Below are 16,049 nucleotides of genomic sequence, written 5' to 3'. Positions count from 1 at the left end.
CCCGGAGTGATCCGGGAAGAAGCACTGTGAAGGGAACACCATGCTGGCTCAACTGGCCACCACTGTAATCCAGGCATCCGCCGAGGGCGGCCACGAAGAGCTCGCCCCGCTGATCGCCCCGCCGTTCGTGGTGGGTGGCGTCATGATGGCGATCCTGCTGACGCTGCTGTTCATCACGGTGTCCTACAGCAACCTGGGCAACCGTCACGACGCCGTCGAGGAGCACGCGGACCCGCACCGCCAGCACCCCAACAAGCACGATCACAGCCACCAGGGACACTGACATTCCCAGCGGCACCCAGGAGCCGCGCCGTCACCGTCTCGGGGTGATGGGTGGCACCTTTGATCCGATCCACCATGGGCACTTGGTGGCCGCCAGTGAGGTGGCCGCCAAGTTCCATTTGGACGAAGTGGTCTTCGTCCCTACCGGCGAACCCTGGCAGAAGGCCAAGAAGAAGGTCAGCCCCGCCGAACACCGGTACCTCATGACGGTGATCGCCACGGCGTCGAATCCTCGCTTCACCGTCAGCCGTGTCGACATCGACCGTGCGGGTCCGACCTACACGATCGACACGCTCCGGGATCTTCACCGCCTGCGACCGGGCTCCGATCTGTTCTTCATCACGGGCGCGGACGCCATGGCGCAGATCGTCTCCTGGAAGGACTCCGAGGAGCTCTGGAAGCTCGCCCATTTCGTCGGTGTGACCCGGCCCGGGCACGAGCTCGACGCGCTGGGACGCGAGGACGTCAGCCTGCTGGAGGTGCCGGCCATGGCGATCTCCTCCACCGACTGCCGCGCCCGCGTGGCCGACGGAAATCCGGTGTGGTACCTCGTGCCGGACGGTGTTGTGCAGTACATTGCCAAGTACGGCCTCTACGAACGCGATGCGGCATCTTCCGTACCGGGGAACCCTGGCGTGCTGCCATCCGTTCCTTCACGGGGACACTGAAAACTTGAACGGCGGGGCGGGCCTTTCGCGGACACCCCGCACCATTGAACGGAACTGGATGATTAACTGATGAGTCAGGAAGAGCAGCCTTTCCGCACACGTCGAGAACTGCGTGAGGCGCGCGAGCGGGCAACGGTGCAGACCACCGCTGCGGATTCGCCGACTCCTGACGCCCGGCCGGATGAGCAGGCATCGGCCGGCTCAGAGGCACCCGCTGTCCCGGAGGCGCCTGCCGCCGGCGCGCCCGTCCGGACGCCCGGGCCGAGCGCCCGGCCCGCCCCTCCCACGGGACGCACCCGCCGGGTCGCCGAGGGCCCCATCGACGCCCAGCCCGTGCGCTCCGAACGCAGCTCGCAACTACGCGCCAGGGACCGGGCCGCATTGCGTGCCATCAAGGACCTCGCGGAGAAAGAAGAACAGCTCAGCGGCGGCACGCCCACCCGTCGGCAGCGCAGGCTTCAGGAACTGGCCCTGGAGACCACACAGCGGCCCGTGGTGCCGATGCCCACGCCCGCTCAGGACGGAGCGGACCAAGCGGCGTACCAGGGCGGTGAGCGCCCTGCGATGGGCGTGAGCTTCGGCCCGGTTCCCGGCACCGGAGCGGTGCGCGTGGTGACGAAGAGCGCGGGGGAGCCCCTTCCGGAGGACATGAGCCTCGAAGAAGCACTGGCCGAGCGGGAACGTTTCACGGCCCAGGCGCAGGAGTATTTCTCGAAGCTGGCCGAAAATCCCGGTGCCACCCCTGGAGAGGTGGACCAGGACGTCCTCGCCGAGCAGATCGCGATGGCGGAACGCGCGGCGATCCTCAATCAGCGTGCACAGCGCAAGGAACAGCTCGCGCGGGAGGCGGAGAGCGCCAAGGCCGCGCCGAAGCCGTCCTTCGCTCCTGCCACCGCCCATAATCTCGGCACGGTGTCGCGTGAGGAGACGGTCGAGGTGCCCGGCGTGGCGCATCCCGTCATCAAGGCGCCGACCACTCAGGTCCAGATCCCGGTCCCTCAGCGTCTGCCGCGGAAGCCCGAGACGGCCCCGGCCGCCCCCACCACGGGCGAAGAGCCGGCTCCCGACACGGTTCAGGTGCAGCGCGTGCCGGTCGACGGGCAGGCATCGGCCGGGACCGAAGCAGGGGATACGACGACGGCGCAGGGCGAGGCCGCCACGTCGGGTTCCGCGCACCACGGGAAGAAGGGCGGCAAGGGCCGCAAGCCTGGACGACGCGCCCAGCTCCTGGCCCAGGCGGAGGCTCTCGCCAGCGCCGGTGAGGCGGAGGGGGAGCCGGAGGGCGCCGTCGTCGTCCCGGCTGCTGCCGTGGAGACGCAGACGCAGAACCTCGGCAAGGTCTTCACTCCGGCCGTGCCGGTCGCAGCCCCGGTCACGGTGGCGGAGCCGGCGTCGGGCCGGCGGGAACCTGCCGTGAAGGCGTCCCTCGCTCCGGCCGCGGCCTCTCAGGCCGCCCAGAGTGCGGTGGCGGTCGAATCGCGGCCGGTGGCCGCGCGGGACGCGCATGGCCTGGACCCGCTCGATGTCGGAACCGCCGGGGTGCATGTCGCCACCCGGCTGCGGCTGCTCTACTGGGGTGTGCTGGCGCTGGGCGGCGTGGCGCTGGTGGTCGGTGTGATCCTGGCCATCTCCGCCGGTGGCCGCTGAGTGCAGGGACTAGAATTGAACGATGCTGGCATCCGTCCAGCGGCAACTGTGTGTGACAAAGGAGACCTGTGAGCGCTAGCTCTTCCGCGATTGAAACGGCCCGACTGATCGGCAAGGCAGCTGATGACAAGCAGGCCGAGGAGATCCTGGCTCTGGATGTCAGTGAGCGCATGCCGTTCTCGGACATCTTCGTCATCGCCTCCGCCGCGTCTGAACGGCAGGTCAAGTCCATCGCCGACGAGATCGAGGAGCAGCTGATCGCCAGCGGCCGCAAGATCCTCCGTCAGGAAGGCCGTGCCGCCGGCCGATGGATCCTCCTGGACTTCTCCGATGTGATCGTCCACGTCCAGCACGGCGAAGAGCGCGTCTTCTATGCTCTGGAGCGTCTGTGGCAGGACTGCCCCGTGGTGGATCTCGGACTTCCGGAGCACTCCGCCGCCGCATCTGTCGACGACGAGGCGACCGCCTGAGTGACGCCCGGATTTGCTGCTCATCCGGCAGATGGTCTACACTGGATGAGTTGCCCCGGCCGGGAAAGCACGCTGAAACGGCGGGGTGAACAAGTGAATATGGGGGTATGGCGCAGTTGGTAGCGCGTCTGCATGGCATGCAGAAGGTCAGGGGTTCGAATCCCCTTACCTCCACCGATGGAGGGCCGGTCGAAAGACCGGCCCTTCGGCGTTTCCAAGGTCCTAGTCGTTGTGGGGACGGGGACCTGCTTGTTGTTGGGACTGTTCTGAGGACCAGGGCATCGAACTGCTGCTCAGGGGCACCCGGGGCCAGGCGAGGTCGGTCTTGAATTCGCGGCGGGTTTGAATATTCCTCCGCGTTATCAACGCAGCGGTCTGGACAACACGCCTCGGATCATGAATGCTTTTGGCTAGTCGAAACCGGATTTCACCTGGCACGTCGGGCCTCGACGCGTACACGATGTGGAGTATCGGCTGATGGCACCCACCAAGGGATTCAAACTGGGAACATTCCTCTTTGCGCTGCTCTTCATGGTGATAGCTGGCGGCTGGGGTGTGCTGGAAGTCGCGCAAGGATACGGCGCAGGTGCAACCGATCTCAGCAAGTCGATAACGTTGACGGTCACTGCGGTGATGATCGTGCCATTCGTGATCCTGATGTTGATCATTCTTTTCGCTGACAAGATCTTCCGTCGCAGTGGCGAGAAAATGTACTGGATCCTTGGCGGAATCACTTTCGGATGGTTCTTCGTGTCCCTGTACCTCATGCTGATTTTTGGAGTCGGAGGATTCTGACGGCACGTAGCTGACGCCGGATGAGGTGCTGCACTCCGCACTCGACGTTCGGTAGAGGCAGTATTTCCCCTGGTCGATAGGCCTCCAGCATCAGGGTTTCAGCACCACCAATGAAGGGCCGGTCGCGAGACAGCCCCTTCGGCGTTTCCAGGGTCACTGCCCTCTCACGTGGCGCTGGAGGCGTGTTTCCTCCTGGGCGGAAAGACGGTGTGGGAGGCGAAGAAGGCCACGGCCAGCCACCCTGCGAGCATCAGCCAGCCATCGGGCACGTCTTCGGCGTAGTACTCTCCGTCCACGACTCCGGTGTCCAGGTGGTTGAAGAGATACGAGAAGCCGATGAGGGCCAGGCCGGCCAGCGTGCCGACGACCCCAATCCACCAGTGCTGGGCCCACCAGTGGCGTGCTCGCGGCACCAAGCGCAGGTGAAGGCCCGGCAACTCGGTGACCACCAGCGTCAGGGTGGGGGAGACCGACAGTGCGAAAGCCCAGAACAGGATTGAAAGGCCACCGTCGTAGCTTTTCACCAGGCCGGACAGGATGAGGACACCCAGAACCACGAGGAGCACATAAGTGGCCGCCATCTGCCAGATCACGAGCGGCAGCCCGGTGCGGGGCCGTCGGAGGGGCACGAAGTCGTCGAGTGTGGTCACAGGATGCATGGGAACGCCGCCTATCGGCTGGAGCGATTCGCTGGGCATGTGACCACCTCTTCCAGGCCGACCCGACTGCGCCGGCCTCTTCCTGTGAGGATGGCACGGCCGACGGCGGCGGAGCAAGACAGGCGGGGTCTTGCGCAGTGCGCCCCGGCCGCGAAGACTGAAGACATGATCGGACGCCTGAGTGGAATTGTGATCGACTGCCCCGACCCCCGTGCCCTTGCACCCTTCTATGAGGAGTTGCTGGGTGCCTCGAGGGCCTACGACGACGAGGAGTGGGTCTCCCTGGACCTCGGACCGGGGCTCCCCTCCCTGGATCTTCAGAAAACCGAGAAGTTCCATGCCCCGGACTGGACGTCGGGTGACCCGGCGCAGCAGCTGCACTTCGATGTCCGGGTGGACGACTTCGACGAGGGGGAGAAGGCCGTCCTGGCAGCCGGCGCCACCCTCCTGGAGGGATCCGAGGACCATCCGGGATTCCGGGTCTACGCCGACCCGGTGGGACACCCGTTCTGCCTGGTGCGGCCCCGGACCGACGGCTGACCGTCGCGCCCGCATGCCCCCGGATCTGCGGCATGCGGGCGGCTGCTCCTGGGCGGGTGACCGTCAGGCCTGGCCTTTGTCCTTCGCCAGGAGATCCGCCAGTTCGTGAGCCTCGCTGCAGATCAGGAAGCTGACCGTCTCCACTGCATCATCGACCAGTTCAGGGTAAGCGGTCCTGATAGCCAGCTGCGCAGCTTCCTTGACCCTGTTCCATTCCTGCCGCTTCCGTTCGCGACGTTCCCCTTCGCCCCAGCCGGGTGACATGGGCATTCCCGCGGTCGCGTGTTCCGCGACCGCGATCACCTCCAGGACCTGCGGCAGGAGCTCGGGATCGACGGCGGAGGGACGGCGGTCGGGTGACTTCCCGCCCTGGGCGTAACGTCCCGTGTACCTGAGCAGCGCTGCGTCGAGGGGACTGAGCCTGACGCCCCGCTCCGCGCGGCGCTGATCGGCGTCGTACTCCCACATGCGGTCCCAATCGGAGTACTGGGTGGCCGTCTGGGCGGCGTCGAACACTTTCCCGCGTTCGAGCAGTGGAATGTCGGCTCCTTGTGCGACCAGCTGGCGTTTGTCCCACCGGATGCGGCGGAACAGCGCAGTGATCTCCTGGGGTGTTCCGAAGAGGATGGGGTCCAGCAGTGCCGTTGCCGCCCGGGTGTTGAGCGGACCTCGGGTCCCGGCGTCGTAGCAGAGAGGCAGGAAAGCGCTCCACAGCAGCAGATGGCGCGGCAGGTCTTTTTCGAGGGCGGCCAGCTGTCCCTCGGTGAGAGGGATGGTGAATTCGCGGGGATCATGGTTCGCGTTCGCGCCTCCGACGATACGGAGGCTGAGGACCTCTCCCTCGCGGATCGCGGTGGGCATCCAGGGATCTCTGCTGAAGACGACGGCCACGGATTGCTCCTCAGACGGCTGATGTGACGGAAGGTATGGACGATTAAAGCAAGAGGTGCGGCCGATGACCGCACCTCCCCCCAATCCAGCTTCGCTGACAGATCAACCGCTCCCGGTTGGTGGCATCAACAGTTCTCAGTGTATTCCTGTACTCCACGGTAAACAAACCGTTTGGCCGGTTTTGCACAAAATGATCGTATTGTTATCTCTCGGTGATCTTTCCCTCGAATCGAACCGATCATTCGAGGGGCGGGAGGGGCTGCGGCGTCATCGGCGGGGGTGCTGAACAGAGTGATACGGTGTGGGGCAAGAACGTGCCAAGCCGGTCATCCACCAGCCGGGACGCCGCCTTGCCCCTTCTCGGCAGTCAGGTCTTTCATAGAGGCAAGCACTCCTGACCCCACGACGAAAGGTCCACCGCCGCCATGCAACAGCGGGCCATTGAAACCCGGAGTTCCGTGATTGAAGGCGCGTCCAAGGTTTTTGAACGCGCCGGGTACGGCAATGCCAGCCTCAGTGAGATCTCCACGCAATCCGAGGTCACCAAGGGCGCGTTGTACTTTCATTTCAAGTCCAAGGAGGAGATCGCCCTCGCGGTGATCGAAGCCCAGCACGCCCGGTCCCGTGAAGCGGGGGACAAAGTGACTTCGCGCGGTGACAAGGCGTTGCCCACCATCCTGGAATGCTGCCGCGTCTTCGGACAGCAGCTGCTCGACGACGTCGTGGTGCGGGCCGGCATCCGGCTCACCTTTGAAGCCTCCGTGTTCGACGCCGACGTCACGGGGCCGTATCAGGACTGGGCGGAGACCATGACGCAGATGACGGCACAGGGGCAGCGGGAGGGCGACATCAAGGCGGAGGTCGACCCCGCCGACTTCGCCAGGTACCTCGTGGCTTCTTTCACCGGGGTGCAGATGGTCTCCAACGTGCTGACCGGGCGCCAGGACGTCATGGAGCGGATCCGCCAGATGTGGGACTTCATGCTGCCGGCTGTGGCCGTCGACCCTTCGCGGTGGAACACGGAGGAGCTGTTCGCCGCGCGGGCCTAGCGGCGAGGAGTCTCCCGATTGGCGGTCTCCTCGAGAGGCCGCGCGAAGAGAACAGGCCCGAAACGATCAGGGGCGGTGCACCGGAGAACCGGTGCACCGCCCCTGATGCGGGACTGGGGTGATCAGTTGGCCACGAAGTAGAGGCGCTTGTTCACGAACTCGTCCATGCCCAGCGGGCCCAGCTCACGGCCGAAACCGGAGCGCTTGACGCCACCGAACGGCAGCTCTGCGCCCTCACCCGCGGGGGTGTTGACGTTGGCCATGCCGACCTGGAGCTTGTCCGCGATCTGGCGGGCGCGGTTCTCGTCCTTCGCGAACACGGCGCCGCCGAGGCCGAACGGGGTGTTGTTGGCCAGTTCGAGGGCTTCGTCATCGCTCGTGACCTTGTAGACCACGGCCACCGGGCCGAACAGCTCCTCCTGGAAGGCGCGCATGTCCGGGGTGACGCCCGTGAGGACGGCGGGGGAGTAGTACGCGCTGTCGCCCTCGGCCAGAACGCCACCGGCGTGCAGGGTCGCGCCCTTGGCGACGGCGTCCTGCACCTGGGCGTCGAGGTCCTCGGCTGCACGACGCGAGGACATGGGGCCGTAGGAGTTCTCGCCCGGCTCCAGCGGGTCGGCCGGCTTGACGGCCTTGGCCAGCTCGGTCAGCTCGGAGACGAAGTCGTCGAAGATGTCCTCCATGACGATCATGCGCTTGTTGGAGTTGCAGGCCTGACCCGTGTTGTAGATGCGGGTGCCCCACGCGGTGGCGGCTGCTTCCTTGATGTCATCGGAATCCAGGATCACGTACGGGTCGGAGCCTCCGAGTTCCAGCACGGCCTTCTTCAGGGCCTTGCCGGCCTGGGCGCCGATGATGGCGCCGGCACGTTCGGAACCGGTCAGGGAGACGCCCTGGATGCGGGGATCCTCGATGATGGTGGAGACCTGCTCGTGGGTGGCGAAGACGTTGACGTAAGCGCCCTCGGGAACGCCCGCGTCGCGGAAGATCTGCTCGATGGCCAGCGCGGAACGCGGGCAGGACTCGGCGTGCTTCAGCAGCACGGTGTTGCCCAGCACGAGGTTCGGGCCGGCGAAACGGGCCACCTGGTAGTACGGGAAGTTCCACGGCATGATGCCGAGCAGCGGGCCGATCGGCAGCCGCTGGATGACGGCCTTGCCGTCGGCGAGGGTCGGGACCTCCTGGTCCGCGACGAAGGCGGGGCCGTGCTCGGCGTAGTAGCCGACGATCGCGCTGGAGAACTCGGCCTCTTCGATGCCTTCGTGGAACGGCTTGCCCATCTCCGTGGCGGCGATGCGGGCGAGCTCCTCCTTGCGCTCTTCGAACAGTTCGGCGGCGCGCTGCACGACGGCGGCGCGCTCCTCGATGGTCCGGGATCCCCAGTCCTCGTAGGCGGTCTGGGCCTTGGTCAGCGCATCGTGCACCTCAGCATCGGTGGAGAAGGGAAACTCCTCCACGACCTCGCCGGTGGCAGGGTTGGTGACCCGGTAGCCCTGTTTTGTGGTCGTCGCCATTGAACGTGTCCTTTTCGCTTCAGCTACGAGGTCCGGTGGGAACCGGACCTAATTTTCTACACGCATTCATTTTCCACTGGCAGGCGTGGTTCGGCTAGTCCCTGCCGGCGGCGCGGACGCCGTGCCCCACGAGCCTATCCCCACGCGCCCCCTGAATGCGAAGGATTGCGTGGGGCCGGAAACCGTTACCCGCGAGGGGGTGCTGTGACTCCGGCCACAAGGTCTGTTGAGTAAATACTATAGTTCCAGATGATTTATTCCCAAGGCCGGTGCCCGGAAGCCGGTGCGCCGGCTGCTCTGGCCCCGGAGCGGGACAGTTGCTAGCCTGCCAAGTGTCCTGTGAGGACGCTCACGAAGCCGTCCCACCTCAGCCTGGGGCCCGCGGATCGGCACGAACCGGCCCGGGCCCGCATTCCACTCAAGGAGCCGGGTCCATGGAACTCACCGCCACAGCAGCTCTCGTCACCGGAGGGGCCTCCGGCCTCGGAGCGGCCACGGCGGCCGCCCTCGTGGAGCGCGGGGCCCGCGTCTTCGCTCTGGACCTCCCGCAGCAGGTGGAGCGCGTTCCGGCGCCCGACGGCGTGACCTTCATCCCCGCGGACGTGACCGACGCAGAGCAGGTCCGGGCCGCCGTCGAGCAGGCCGGTGCGGAGCTGCCGCTCCGCACCGTGGTGAACTGTGCGGGGATCGCCCCGAGCCGCCGCATCCTCGGCAGGAACGGCGTCCACGACCCCCAGCTGTTCGCCACGGTGCTCAACGTCAACCTCCTCGGGACCTTCACCGTCCTCGCCTATGCGTCGGAGGCCATCGCGGCCACGGCCCCGGACGACGACGGCCAGCGCGGCGTCATCATCAACACCGCCTCCGTCGCCGCCTACGAAGGCCAGATCGGCCAGGTGGCCTACTCCGCGTCGAAGGCCGGCGTCGTGGGCATGACCCTGCCCGCCGCTCGCGACCTGGCGCGGCACGGGATCCGGGTCTGCACCATCGCCCCCGGGATCGTGGACACCCCCATGCTCGCCACGGTGAGCGAGGAGTACCGCGCGGGCCTGGCCGCGAGCGTCCCCTTCCCGCAGCGGCTCTGCCGCCCCGAGGAGTACGCCCGCCTGGTGACCATGATCGTCGAGCACGACTACCTCAACGGCGAGACCATCCGGATGGACGGCGCCCTCAGGATGGCTCCGCAGTAGTTGGCACGGGTTCCGGGGCGGCTCCGCCCCGGAACCCGTGGCTCAGTCCTGAGCGTCCGCCGGCGATTCCCCGCCCGGGCGGGCGTCGCTGAAAATGCTGAGCGGCACATGCACGAGCTGCACGCCTCCGGCAGCGAGAGCCTGCTCGACGGCGGACCGCACCTCCGCCGGGGCGCTCACCGACACCCCGTGGCCGCCGAAGGCCGTGGCGAGAGCAGCCCAGTCCGGCTGGCGCAGTTCGACGCCCACCGGAGGGATCCCACGGTCCGCCTCGTTCTGCTTGATCTCGGCATAGCCGCCGTTGTCGACGCACACGACCACGAGATCCAGGCCCTGCTCCACCGCCGTGGCGAACTCCTGCACCGCGAACATCAGGGCACCATCGCCCACGACGGCCACCACCGGCCGGTCCGGAGCTCCGACCTTGGCCCCGATCGCGGCAGGCAGCCCGTAGCCGAGCGTGGCGTAGGCGGGAGTGTAGAGGAACGAGTGCGGCTCGTCCTGGGGGATGAAGGTGGACGTGCCGAAATAGGTGATCTGTGAGGAGTCGCCGGCGATGATCGTGTCCGCCGGAACCGCGGCCTGGATCTCGCAGGCCAGGGCGGCGAGATCCGGGGCCATCGCCCGGCCGGCGTCCTTCAGCTCGGTGCGGAGCGCGATGAGCCGGGCCGTGAGTCCGGAGCCGCGAGGTTCATGGCCCGTGGTGGCCGTGGCCGCCGCCTCCGAGAGCGCGCTCCGCACCGCCTCGAGCAACTGCGGGAGAACCGCCGCGGTGTGTCCGACCAGCCGGACGTCCGCGGTCAGGTTCGTGTCCATCTGGCGTTCCAGGATGTCCACCCGGATCACGGTGCCACGGGGCGCCACCTCGCCACCCCAGAGTTCGGCCTCGCCCACCTTGGAACCCACGACGAGCAGGACGTCGGCGTCATTGCATAATGCCTGTGCCGCGGGCAGACGGATGTCGGAGCCGAGGGAGAGCGGGTGGGACTCGGGCAGGGCGCCCTTCCCGTTCAGGGTCGTGACCACGGGGGCCGGCAGGGATTCCGCCAAGGCTCGCAGAGCGCCACGGCCGGGCAGCGATCCTCCGCCGGCCAGGATGACCGGGTGGGCTGCCCCGGCGAGCAATCGCGCGGCGGTGGCGACGGCGTCGTCGTCCGCCAAGGAGGGATCCGGCGCGGGGCGTGCGGCGAGGAGCCGCCTGCTCAGCGCGGCAGGGCCTTCGAGGACGTCCAGGGGCACTTCGAGGTGGACCGGGCGCGGACGGGTGCCCCGGAACAGCGCGAAGGCCCGGTGGATGGCCTCCACGGCCTCCTCGGCGGAGGTGGCGCGCAGGCTCCATTCGACGATCGCCCCGGCGGCCGCCGTCGAGTCCTTGGTCTCGTGCAGAGCGCCGCGGTCCGCGAACTCGTCGCCCAGCGCAGGACCGGGGGAGAGCAGGAGGAGGGGGCGGGATTCGCAATAGGCCGTGCCTGCGGCCGAGAGGGCGTTGAGCAGGCCCGGGCCGGAGGTCGTGATGACGACGCCGGGCAACCCGGTCTGCTGCGCCCAGCCGTCCGCGGCGTACCCGGCGCCCTGCTCGTGGCGGCTGGTCACAGGGTGGATGCCCAGGGGCGCCAGGTGCCGGTAGAACTCGAGATTGTGGGTGCCGGGGATGCCGAAGATGGTGTCGATGCCGTAGTTGCTCAGGGTCGTCATGATCGCGAGTCCGGCGTTGGCGTGCGGTCCGGCTTCGATCGGCTGCTGCTCGGGGGAGGTGATGGTGTTCATGTCTCAGTCCTGGGTCGCGTGGTGTGCGGGGAGGGCGGTGGGGGTTCCGGCGAGGAAGCGGCGTCGCCCGTCCACCCAGGTCTGGATGACCTGGATCCGGGCGATCTCCTCCTCGGGGACCGTGAGAGGGTCGGCGGACAGCACCGCGAAGTCGGCCCGCTTGCCGACCGCGAGGGATCCGAGATCGGTCTCCCGGCCGATCGCCCGGGCCGCCGTGAGGGTGTGCGCCTTCAGGGCCTCTTCGCGGCTGATCCGCAGGTCGAGGGAACCGAGCCGGTGGCCGCGTCGGGTGACCCGGGTGACCGCAGCCTGGATGGCTTCGAGGGGCAGAGGATCCGCCACGGGGGCGTCGGAGCTGATGGTGACCGGCACGCCGGCCCGGACGAACTCGCCGAGCGGGTTGAAGCGCTCGCCGGGTGTGCCGATCGCGGCCGTGACCCCTTCGCCCCAGTTGTAGTAGTGCTGCGGCTGGTTGACCGGGTGGATGCCCGCGGCGGCCATCCGGTCGATCTGCTCGGGCGTCGGCAGCCCGCAGTGCTCGATCCGGTGGCGTGCGTCGTCGTCCGGACGGTCCTCCAGGGCCGCCTCGATCGCTCCGATGACCATCTCCAGCGCGGTGGGGGACTGTGCGTGCGTGGCCGTCTGGATGCTCGCGGCGTGAGCCTTGCGGATCAGCTCCCGGTACTCGGCGGGCTCATGATAGAGCTGGCCGGTCCGGCAGGGGTCGCCGACGTAGCCGTCCGGGAAGTACGCGGTCCAGCCGCCCAGCGTCCCGTCCGCGTAGAGCTTGATCCCGGCGAAGCTCAGCATGTCGTTGCCGAAGGCGCCGTGCAGGCCCATCTCCAGTGCGTCATCGAGCAGATGGGACAGCAGGTACATGCTGACGCGGGTCTTCAGGCCGTCGGCTTCGGCGAGGCGGAGGTACATGTCGAACTCGCGACGGGACACTTGCGCGTCGCCGATGGCGGTCACCCCGCCGGCCAGGAACTTCTCCTGAGCGGCCGCGAGCTGGCGGAGGTGCTCCTCCGGCGCGTCGGCGAGGTGGAAGTTCGGGCCGTGATGGCCCACCTTCACGCCGTGCACGCCGGTGAGGACGTTGCAGGCGGCGTCGGACAGCTCGCCCGTCAGCTCGCCGTCGGCGTCCCGGAAGAACTCGCCGCCCGGGGGATTCGAGGTGTCCCGCGTGACGCCGTGGAGCTCCAGGGTGAAGCTGTTCACGACCCCGCCGTGCCCCGACGCGTTCATCAGGTACACCTCGCGGTCGGTGGAGACCTGGTCCAGCTCCTGGCGCGTGGGGTGCCGGCCCTCGACGAGGTTCCGGTGCTCGTAGCCGTACCCGCGGACGGGCCGGCCAGCCGGCAGTCCCCGGGCGGCCTCCTGCAGGAGCGCCACGATCTCGGGAATGGAGCCGGCCTTCTCCGGGCCGCAGTCCACCCACGTCATGAGCTGGCCATACATGAGCGGGTGGGCGTGCGCGTCGATGAAGCCGGGGACGACGACGGCGCCGCCCAGGTCGACGACCTCCGGCTCCGCGGGGCTCAGGGCAGCCGCTGCCGCGAGGCAGTGCTCAAGCGTCCCGGTCGCGGCGATGTCCTGGCCGAAGACGAGGAGGGCCTCCGGCGAGGACCCGTCCTCCAGGGTGTGGAACGTGGCGTGGTGGAGCACCACCGGGTGGGCCTGGGAGGCGGGCCGGTGGAACGTGGTGAGGGTGCGCATGGTGGGCTTTCGGTCGATGAGGCGAAGGGTGGGACAGTGGTCCGTGACGGCAGGCGCCGGGTGCGGGGATCCCGGGGCTGGGGCAAGGTTCCGCGTCAGCGGACTTCCGTCAGAGGACTTTCGAGAGGAAGGACCGGGTGCGTTCGTGCTGCGGGTTCAGGAGGACGTCGTCCGGGAGGCCCTGCTCCACGATCACGCCGCCGTCCATGAAGACCACGACGTCCGCCACTTCCCGGGCGAACCCCATCTCGTGGGTCACCACGATCATGGTCATGCCGCTCGCGGCCAGCTGCTTCATCACGTCGAGCACTTCGCCCACCAGCTCGGGGTCCAGGGCCGACGTGGGTTCGTCGAACAGCATGAGGTCCGGCTTCATGGCGAGGGCCCGGGCGATCGCCACCCGCTGCTGCTGACCGCCGGAGAGCTGGGACGGGTAGTTGTTGGCACGCTCGGCCAGACCGACTTTGGCCAGGAGTTCCCTGGCTTCGCTCTCGGCCTGGGCCTTGGGCGTCTTGAGGAGCTTGGTGGGGCCGAACATCACGTTCTCCAGGGCCGTCATATGCCCGAAGAGGTTGAAGCTCTGGAACACCATGCCGATGCGGGAGCGGCGCCGGTCGATCTCGGCGTCGGACGCCTCGACCAGTCGGTCTCCATGCACGTTGTAGCCGATCATCTGGTCGTTGACCAGGATGGCGCCGGCGGTGGTGACCTCGAGGTGGTTCACGCAGCGCAGCAGCGTGGACTTGCCGGAGCCGGACGGGCCGATCAGGCACACGACCTGCTGCGGTTCCACCCGGAAATCGATCCCCTTGAGGACCTCCACGGGCCCGAAGCTCTTATGGACATTGAGGAACTCGACGGTAGCCATCAGCGGGCCTCCTTCTTGGCGGGCTTGGCCGGGCGGGCGGTGCCCTTGGAGTACTTCTTCTCGAGCCGCGACTGGAACCAGCTCAGGACACTCGTCAGGGCGATGTACCAGATGCTGGCCACGATCAGCAGGGGGATCTGCTTGAGGTTCTGGGCGTAGATCTGCTGGGCGTTGTAGAGCAGATCACCGACGCCGATCACGATCACCAAGGACGTGGTCTTGAGCATCGAGATCACGTTGTTGCCGATCGGCGGGATGATCACCTTCATGGACTGGGGGATCACCACGTACCAGAGGGTCTTCAGGTGGCTGAAGCCCATGGAGCGGCTGGCCTCGGTCTGACCGGCGGGAACGCTGAGCAGACCGGCCCGGATGATCTCCGCGGTGTACGCGGCCTCGTTCAGACCGAGGCCCAGGATGGCCGCGCCCATCAGGGAGATGACGTCATTGGTGTTCCACTCCACGAAGTTCGGTCCGATGAACGGGATGCCGATGCCGATGGTGGGGAACAGGGCCGCGGCGAAACCCCAGAAGAGGAGCTGGACGAGCAGCGGTGTGCCGCGGAAGAACCAGATGTAGGCGCCGGCCACACCGGAGATGAGCCGGTTGGGGCTCATCCGCATGACGGCGAGAACCATCCCGACCGCGAAGCCGATGACCTCGGCGATGACGGTCAGCTCCAGGGTCAGGAGCAGGCCGGCGAGAATGCGCGTGTCGAAGAGATACTTGCCGACGGTCGGCCAGCCGAAGCCGGGGTTGGTCAGCAGGGTGCCCACCATCAGGACGAGCAGGAAGGCGATCACGATGACGGAGATCACCTGGCCCGGGCGCCGTCGTTTCAGGACGGGGAGGCCGGACATGGCCAGGTAGTCGATCCGGCCGTGGTCTACGGTCACGGCTCCGGGGCTGGAAGGGGTCACGGGGTGCTCCTGGGTTCGGCGCGCGGGCTACTTGACGGGGTTGATCTCAGAGGCCGGGATCGCGGAGGCGGACATGCCCCAGGCCGAGAGGATCTTCTGGTACGTGCCGTCCGCCATGAGGGAGCCGAGAGCCTTCTGAAACGCCTTGGCGAGGGCGGAGTCCGCCTTATTGGTGATCACACCCGTGAGCGCAGGTTCCACGAGGATGCTGTCCACGGCGGAGAACACGTCCGGCTGCAGCTGCGAGTAGTACGCCACGAGGGCGTTGTCGGCAGCCATGGCCTGGGCGCGGCCCGTGGAGACGGCCTGGTTCACATTGTCCTGCTGGGGGAGGATCAGGGCTGTGATCTGGCCCTTGCCGGCATCCGCGCACTGCTTCTGGAAGGCGGGCAGGACGGACAGTGCCTGGGTGGTGCCGGTCTGCGCCGCGACAGTCTTGCCGCACAGGTCCTCCACCTTCTGGATGCCGGAGGTGTTGCCCTTCTTCACCATGACGGACGTGCCGCCCTTCATGTAGCTGACCATGTCCACCTGCGCTGCGCGGTCGGCGGTGATGGAGAAGGCGGCCCAGGACGCGTCGTAGCGCTTGGCCTGGATGCCCGCGATGATGCCGTTGAAGTCGCCCTTGCTGAAGTCCGCCTTCAGGCCCATCTTCTTGCCGACCGCGACGGCGAGGTCCGGCTCCAGGCCCACGAAGGCGCCGTTGCTGTCGGTGAAGGTGATGGGGGCGTAGGTGGGGTCGGTGACGAGGCTGAGGGCGCCCTTCTGCTTGAGGGTCGCCGGGACGAGGGCTTCTACGGCCGGATCGGCCTGCACGGCCTCCGCGGCGGCGCGGCCGCCCGCGCCGACTCCGCCGGGGGCGTTGGCGCCGGAGGCTCCCGGGGTGCCCGCCGCCGTCGGGGTCTCGGTGTTGGTGCAGGCTGCGGTGCCGGCGACGAGCACGAGGGCGGTCAGGGTGAGAGCAGTGCGGCGTGCCAGGTGGCCGGCGGTCTTCTTCTGGGTGATCTTCTTCGGGGCGATCTTTTTCATGGGTCTTCCTTGGCGGCTGGGTGGGGAGGCAGCTGGGGTTGCTG

16 protein-coding genes and 1 tRNA gene are annotated in these 16,049 nt (G+C 67.7%); 9 read left to right on the top strand and 8 right to left on the bottom strand.

Annotated features, from left to right (window positions below; all coding sequences use genetic code 11):
• Positions 1–40 precede the first annotated feature (40 nt).
• The 6 genes from P9849_RS09330 (at position 41) to P9849_RS09305 (ending at position 3,862) form a co-directional block, all read left to right on the top strand.
• On the top strand, positions 41–283 hold the full coding sequence (locus P9849_RS09330; protein ID WP_278266561.1) for a hypothetical protein: 243 nt from the start codon (positions 41–43) through the stop codon (positions 281–283).
• A 46-nt stretch (positions 284–329) separates the two neighbouring features.
• Complete coding sequence (nadD, locus tag P9849_RS09325; protein ID WP_278266560.1) at positions 330–950, top strand: nicotinate-nucleotide adenylyltransferase; 621 nt, start codon at positions 330–332, stop codon at positions 948–950.
• Between the two features lie 69 nt (positions 951–1,019).
• Entirely contained in the window at positions 1,020–2,597 is a 1,578-nt protein-coding gene (locus P9849_RS09320; RefSeq protein WP_278266559.1) for a hypothetical protein, read from the top strand.
• Positions 2,598–2,665: 68 nt separating this feature from the next.
• Entirely contained in the window at positions 2,666–3,067 is a 402-nt protein-coding gene (gene rsfS, locus P9849_RS09315) for a ribosome silencing factor (RefSeq protein WP_278266558.1), read from the top strand.
• A gap of 101 nt (positions 3,068–3,168) precedes the next feature.
• Positions 3,169–3,241: transfer RNA gene (locus tag P9849_RS09310), tRNA-Ala, on the top strand.
• A 303-nt stretch (positions 3,242–3,544) separates the two neighbouring features.
• On the top strand, positions 3,545–3,862 hold the full coding sequence (locus P9849_RS09305) for a hypothetical protein (RefSeq protein WP_278266557.1): 318 nt from the start codon (positions 3,545–3,547) through the stop codon (positions 3,860–3,862).
• Between the two features lie 164 nt (positions 3,863–4,026).
• Here the strand turns inward: P9849_RS09305 and P9849_RS09300 are convergent, their stop codons facing one another.
• Positions 4,027–4,512 carry a hypothetical protein gene (locus tag P9849_RS09300; protein WP_278266556.1) on the bottom strand — a complete coding sequence of 162 codons (486 nt, stop codon included), beginning with the start codon at positions 4,510–4,512 and terminating at the stop codon, positions 4,027–4,029.
• Positions 4,513–4,686: 174 nt separating this feature from the next.
• Here P9849_RS09300 and P9849_RS09295 point away from each other — a divergent pair, with 174 nt between their 5' ends.
• Positions 4,687–5,061 (top strand): VOC family protein, encoded by a 375-nt coding sequence (locus P9849_RS09295; protein ID WP_278266555.1) that lies wholly within the window; start codon positions 4,687–4,689, stop codon positions 5,059–5,061.
• A gap of 63 nt (positions 5,062–5,124) precedes the next feature.
• On the opposite strand, the gene P9849_RS09290 is transcribed toward P9849_RS09295, so the two are convergent.
• On the bottom strand, positions 5,125–5,952 hold the full coding sequence (locus P9849_RS09290; protein WP_278266554.1) for a DUF6357 family protein: 828 nt from the start codon (positions 5,950–5,952) through the stop codon (positions 5,125–5,127).
• Positions 5,953–6,377: 425 nt separating this feature from the next.
• On the opposite strand from P9849_RS09290, the gene P9849_RS09285 reads away from it, so the two are divergent.
• The gene (locus tag P9849_RS09285; protein ID WP_278266553.1) at positions 6,378–7,001 is read left to right on the top strand and encodes a ScbR family autoregulator-binding transcription factor; all 624 of its coding nucleotides are present in this window, start codon (positions 6,378–6,380) and stop codon (positions 6,999–7,001) included.
• Between the two features lie 122 nt (positions 7,002–7,123).
• On the opposite strand, the gene P9849_RS09280 is transcribed toward P9849_RS09285, so the two are convergent.
• On the bottom strand, positions 7,124–8,515 hold the full coding sequence (locus P9849_RS09280; RefSeq protein WP_278266552.1) for an NAD-dependent succinate-semialdehyde dehydrogenase: 1,392 nt from the start codon (positions 8,513–8,515) through the stop codon (positions 7,124–7,126).
• A gap of 434 nt (positions 8,516–8,949) precedes the next feature.
• Here P9849_RS09280 and P9849_RS09275 point away from each other — a divergent pair, with 434 nt between their 5' ends.
• On the top strand, positions 8,950–9,705 hold the full coding sequence (locus tag P9849_RS09275; protein WP_278266551.1) for an SDR family NAD(P)-dependent oxidoreductase: 756 nt from the start codon (positions 8,950–8,952) through the stop codon (positions 9,703–9,705).
• Positions 9,706–9,747: 42 nt separating this feature from the next.
• Here P9849_RS09275 and P9849_RS09270 read toward each other — a convergent pair whose 3' ends face one another.
• From P9849_RS09270 to P9849_RS09250, 5 genes are all read right to left on the bottom strand, one after another.
• On the bottom strand, positions 9,748–11,472 hold the full coding sequence (locus P9849_RS09270; protein ID WP_278266550.1) for a thiamine pyrophosphate-binding protein: 1,725 nt from the start codon (positions 11,470–11,472) through the stop codon (positions 9,748–9,750).
• A 3-nt stretch (positions 11,473–11,475) separates the two neighbouring features.
• The gene (locus P9849_RS09265) at positions 11,476–13,188 is read right to left on the bottom strand and encodes an amidohydrolase (protein WP_278266549.1); all 1,713 of its coding nucleotides are present in this window, start codon (positions 13,186–13,188) and stop codon (positions 11,476–11,478) included.
• A 109-nt stretch (positions 13,189–13,297) separates the two neighbouring features.
• Positions 13,298–14,056 carry an amino acid ABC transporter ATP-binding protein gene (locus P9849_RS09260; RefSeq protein WP_278266548.1) on the bottom strand — a complete coding sequence of 253 codons (759 nt, stop codon included), beginning with the start codon at positions 14,054–14,056 and terminating at the stop codon, positions 13,298–13,300.
• The gene (locus P9849_RS09255; RefSeq protein ID WP_278266547.1) at positions 14,056–14,976 is read right to left on the bottom strand and encodes an amino acid ABC transporter permease; all 921 of its coding nucleotides are present in this window, start codon (positions 14,974–14,976) and stop codon (positions 14,056–14,058) included. The genes P9849_RS09260 and P9849_RS09255 overlap by 1 nt, the downstream gene beginning before the upstream one ends.
• A gap of 27 nt (positions 14,977–15,003) precedes the next feature.
• Positions 15,004–16,005 carry an ABC transporter substrate-binding protein gene (locus tag P9849_RS09250; RefSeq protein ID WP_278266546.1) on the bottom strand — a complete coding sequence of 334 codons (1,002 nt, stop codon included), beginning with the start codon at positions 16,003–16,005 and terminating at the stop codon, positions 15,004–15,006.
• Between the last annotated feature and the right edge of the window lie 44 nt (positions 16,006–16,049).

This window comes from Arthrobacter sp. Y-9, assembly GCF_029690065.1.
In the GTDB taxonomy this organism is placed as follows: domain Bacteria; phylum Actinomycetota; class Actinomycetes; order Actinomycetales; family Micrococcaceae; genus Arthrobacter_E.
This window is presented reverse-complemented; position numbering and strand designations above follow the sequence as displayed.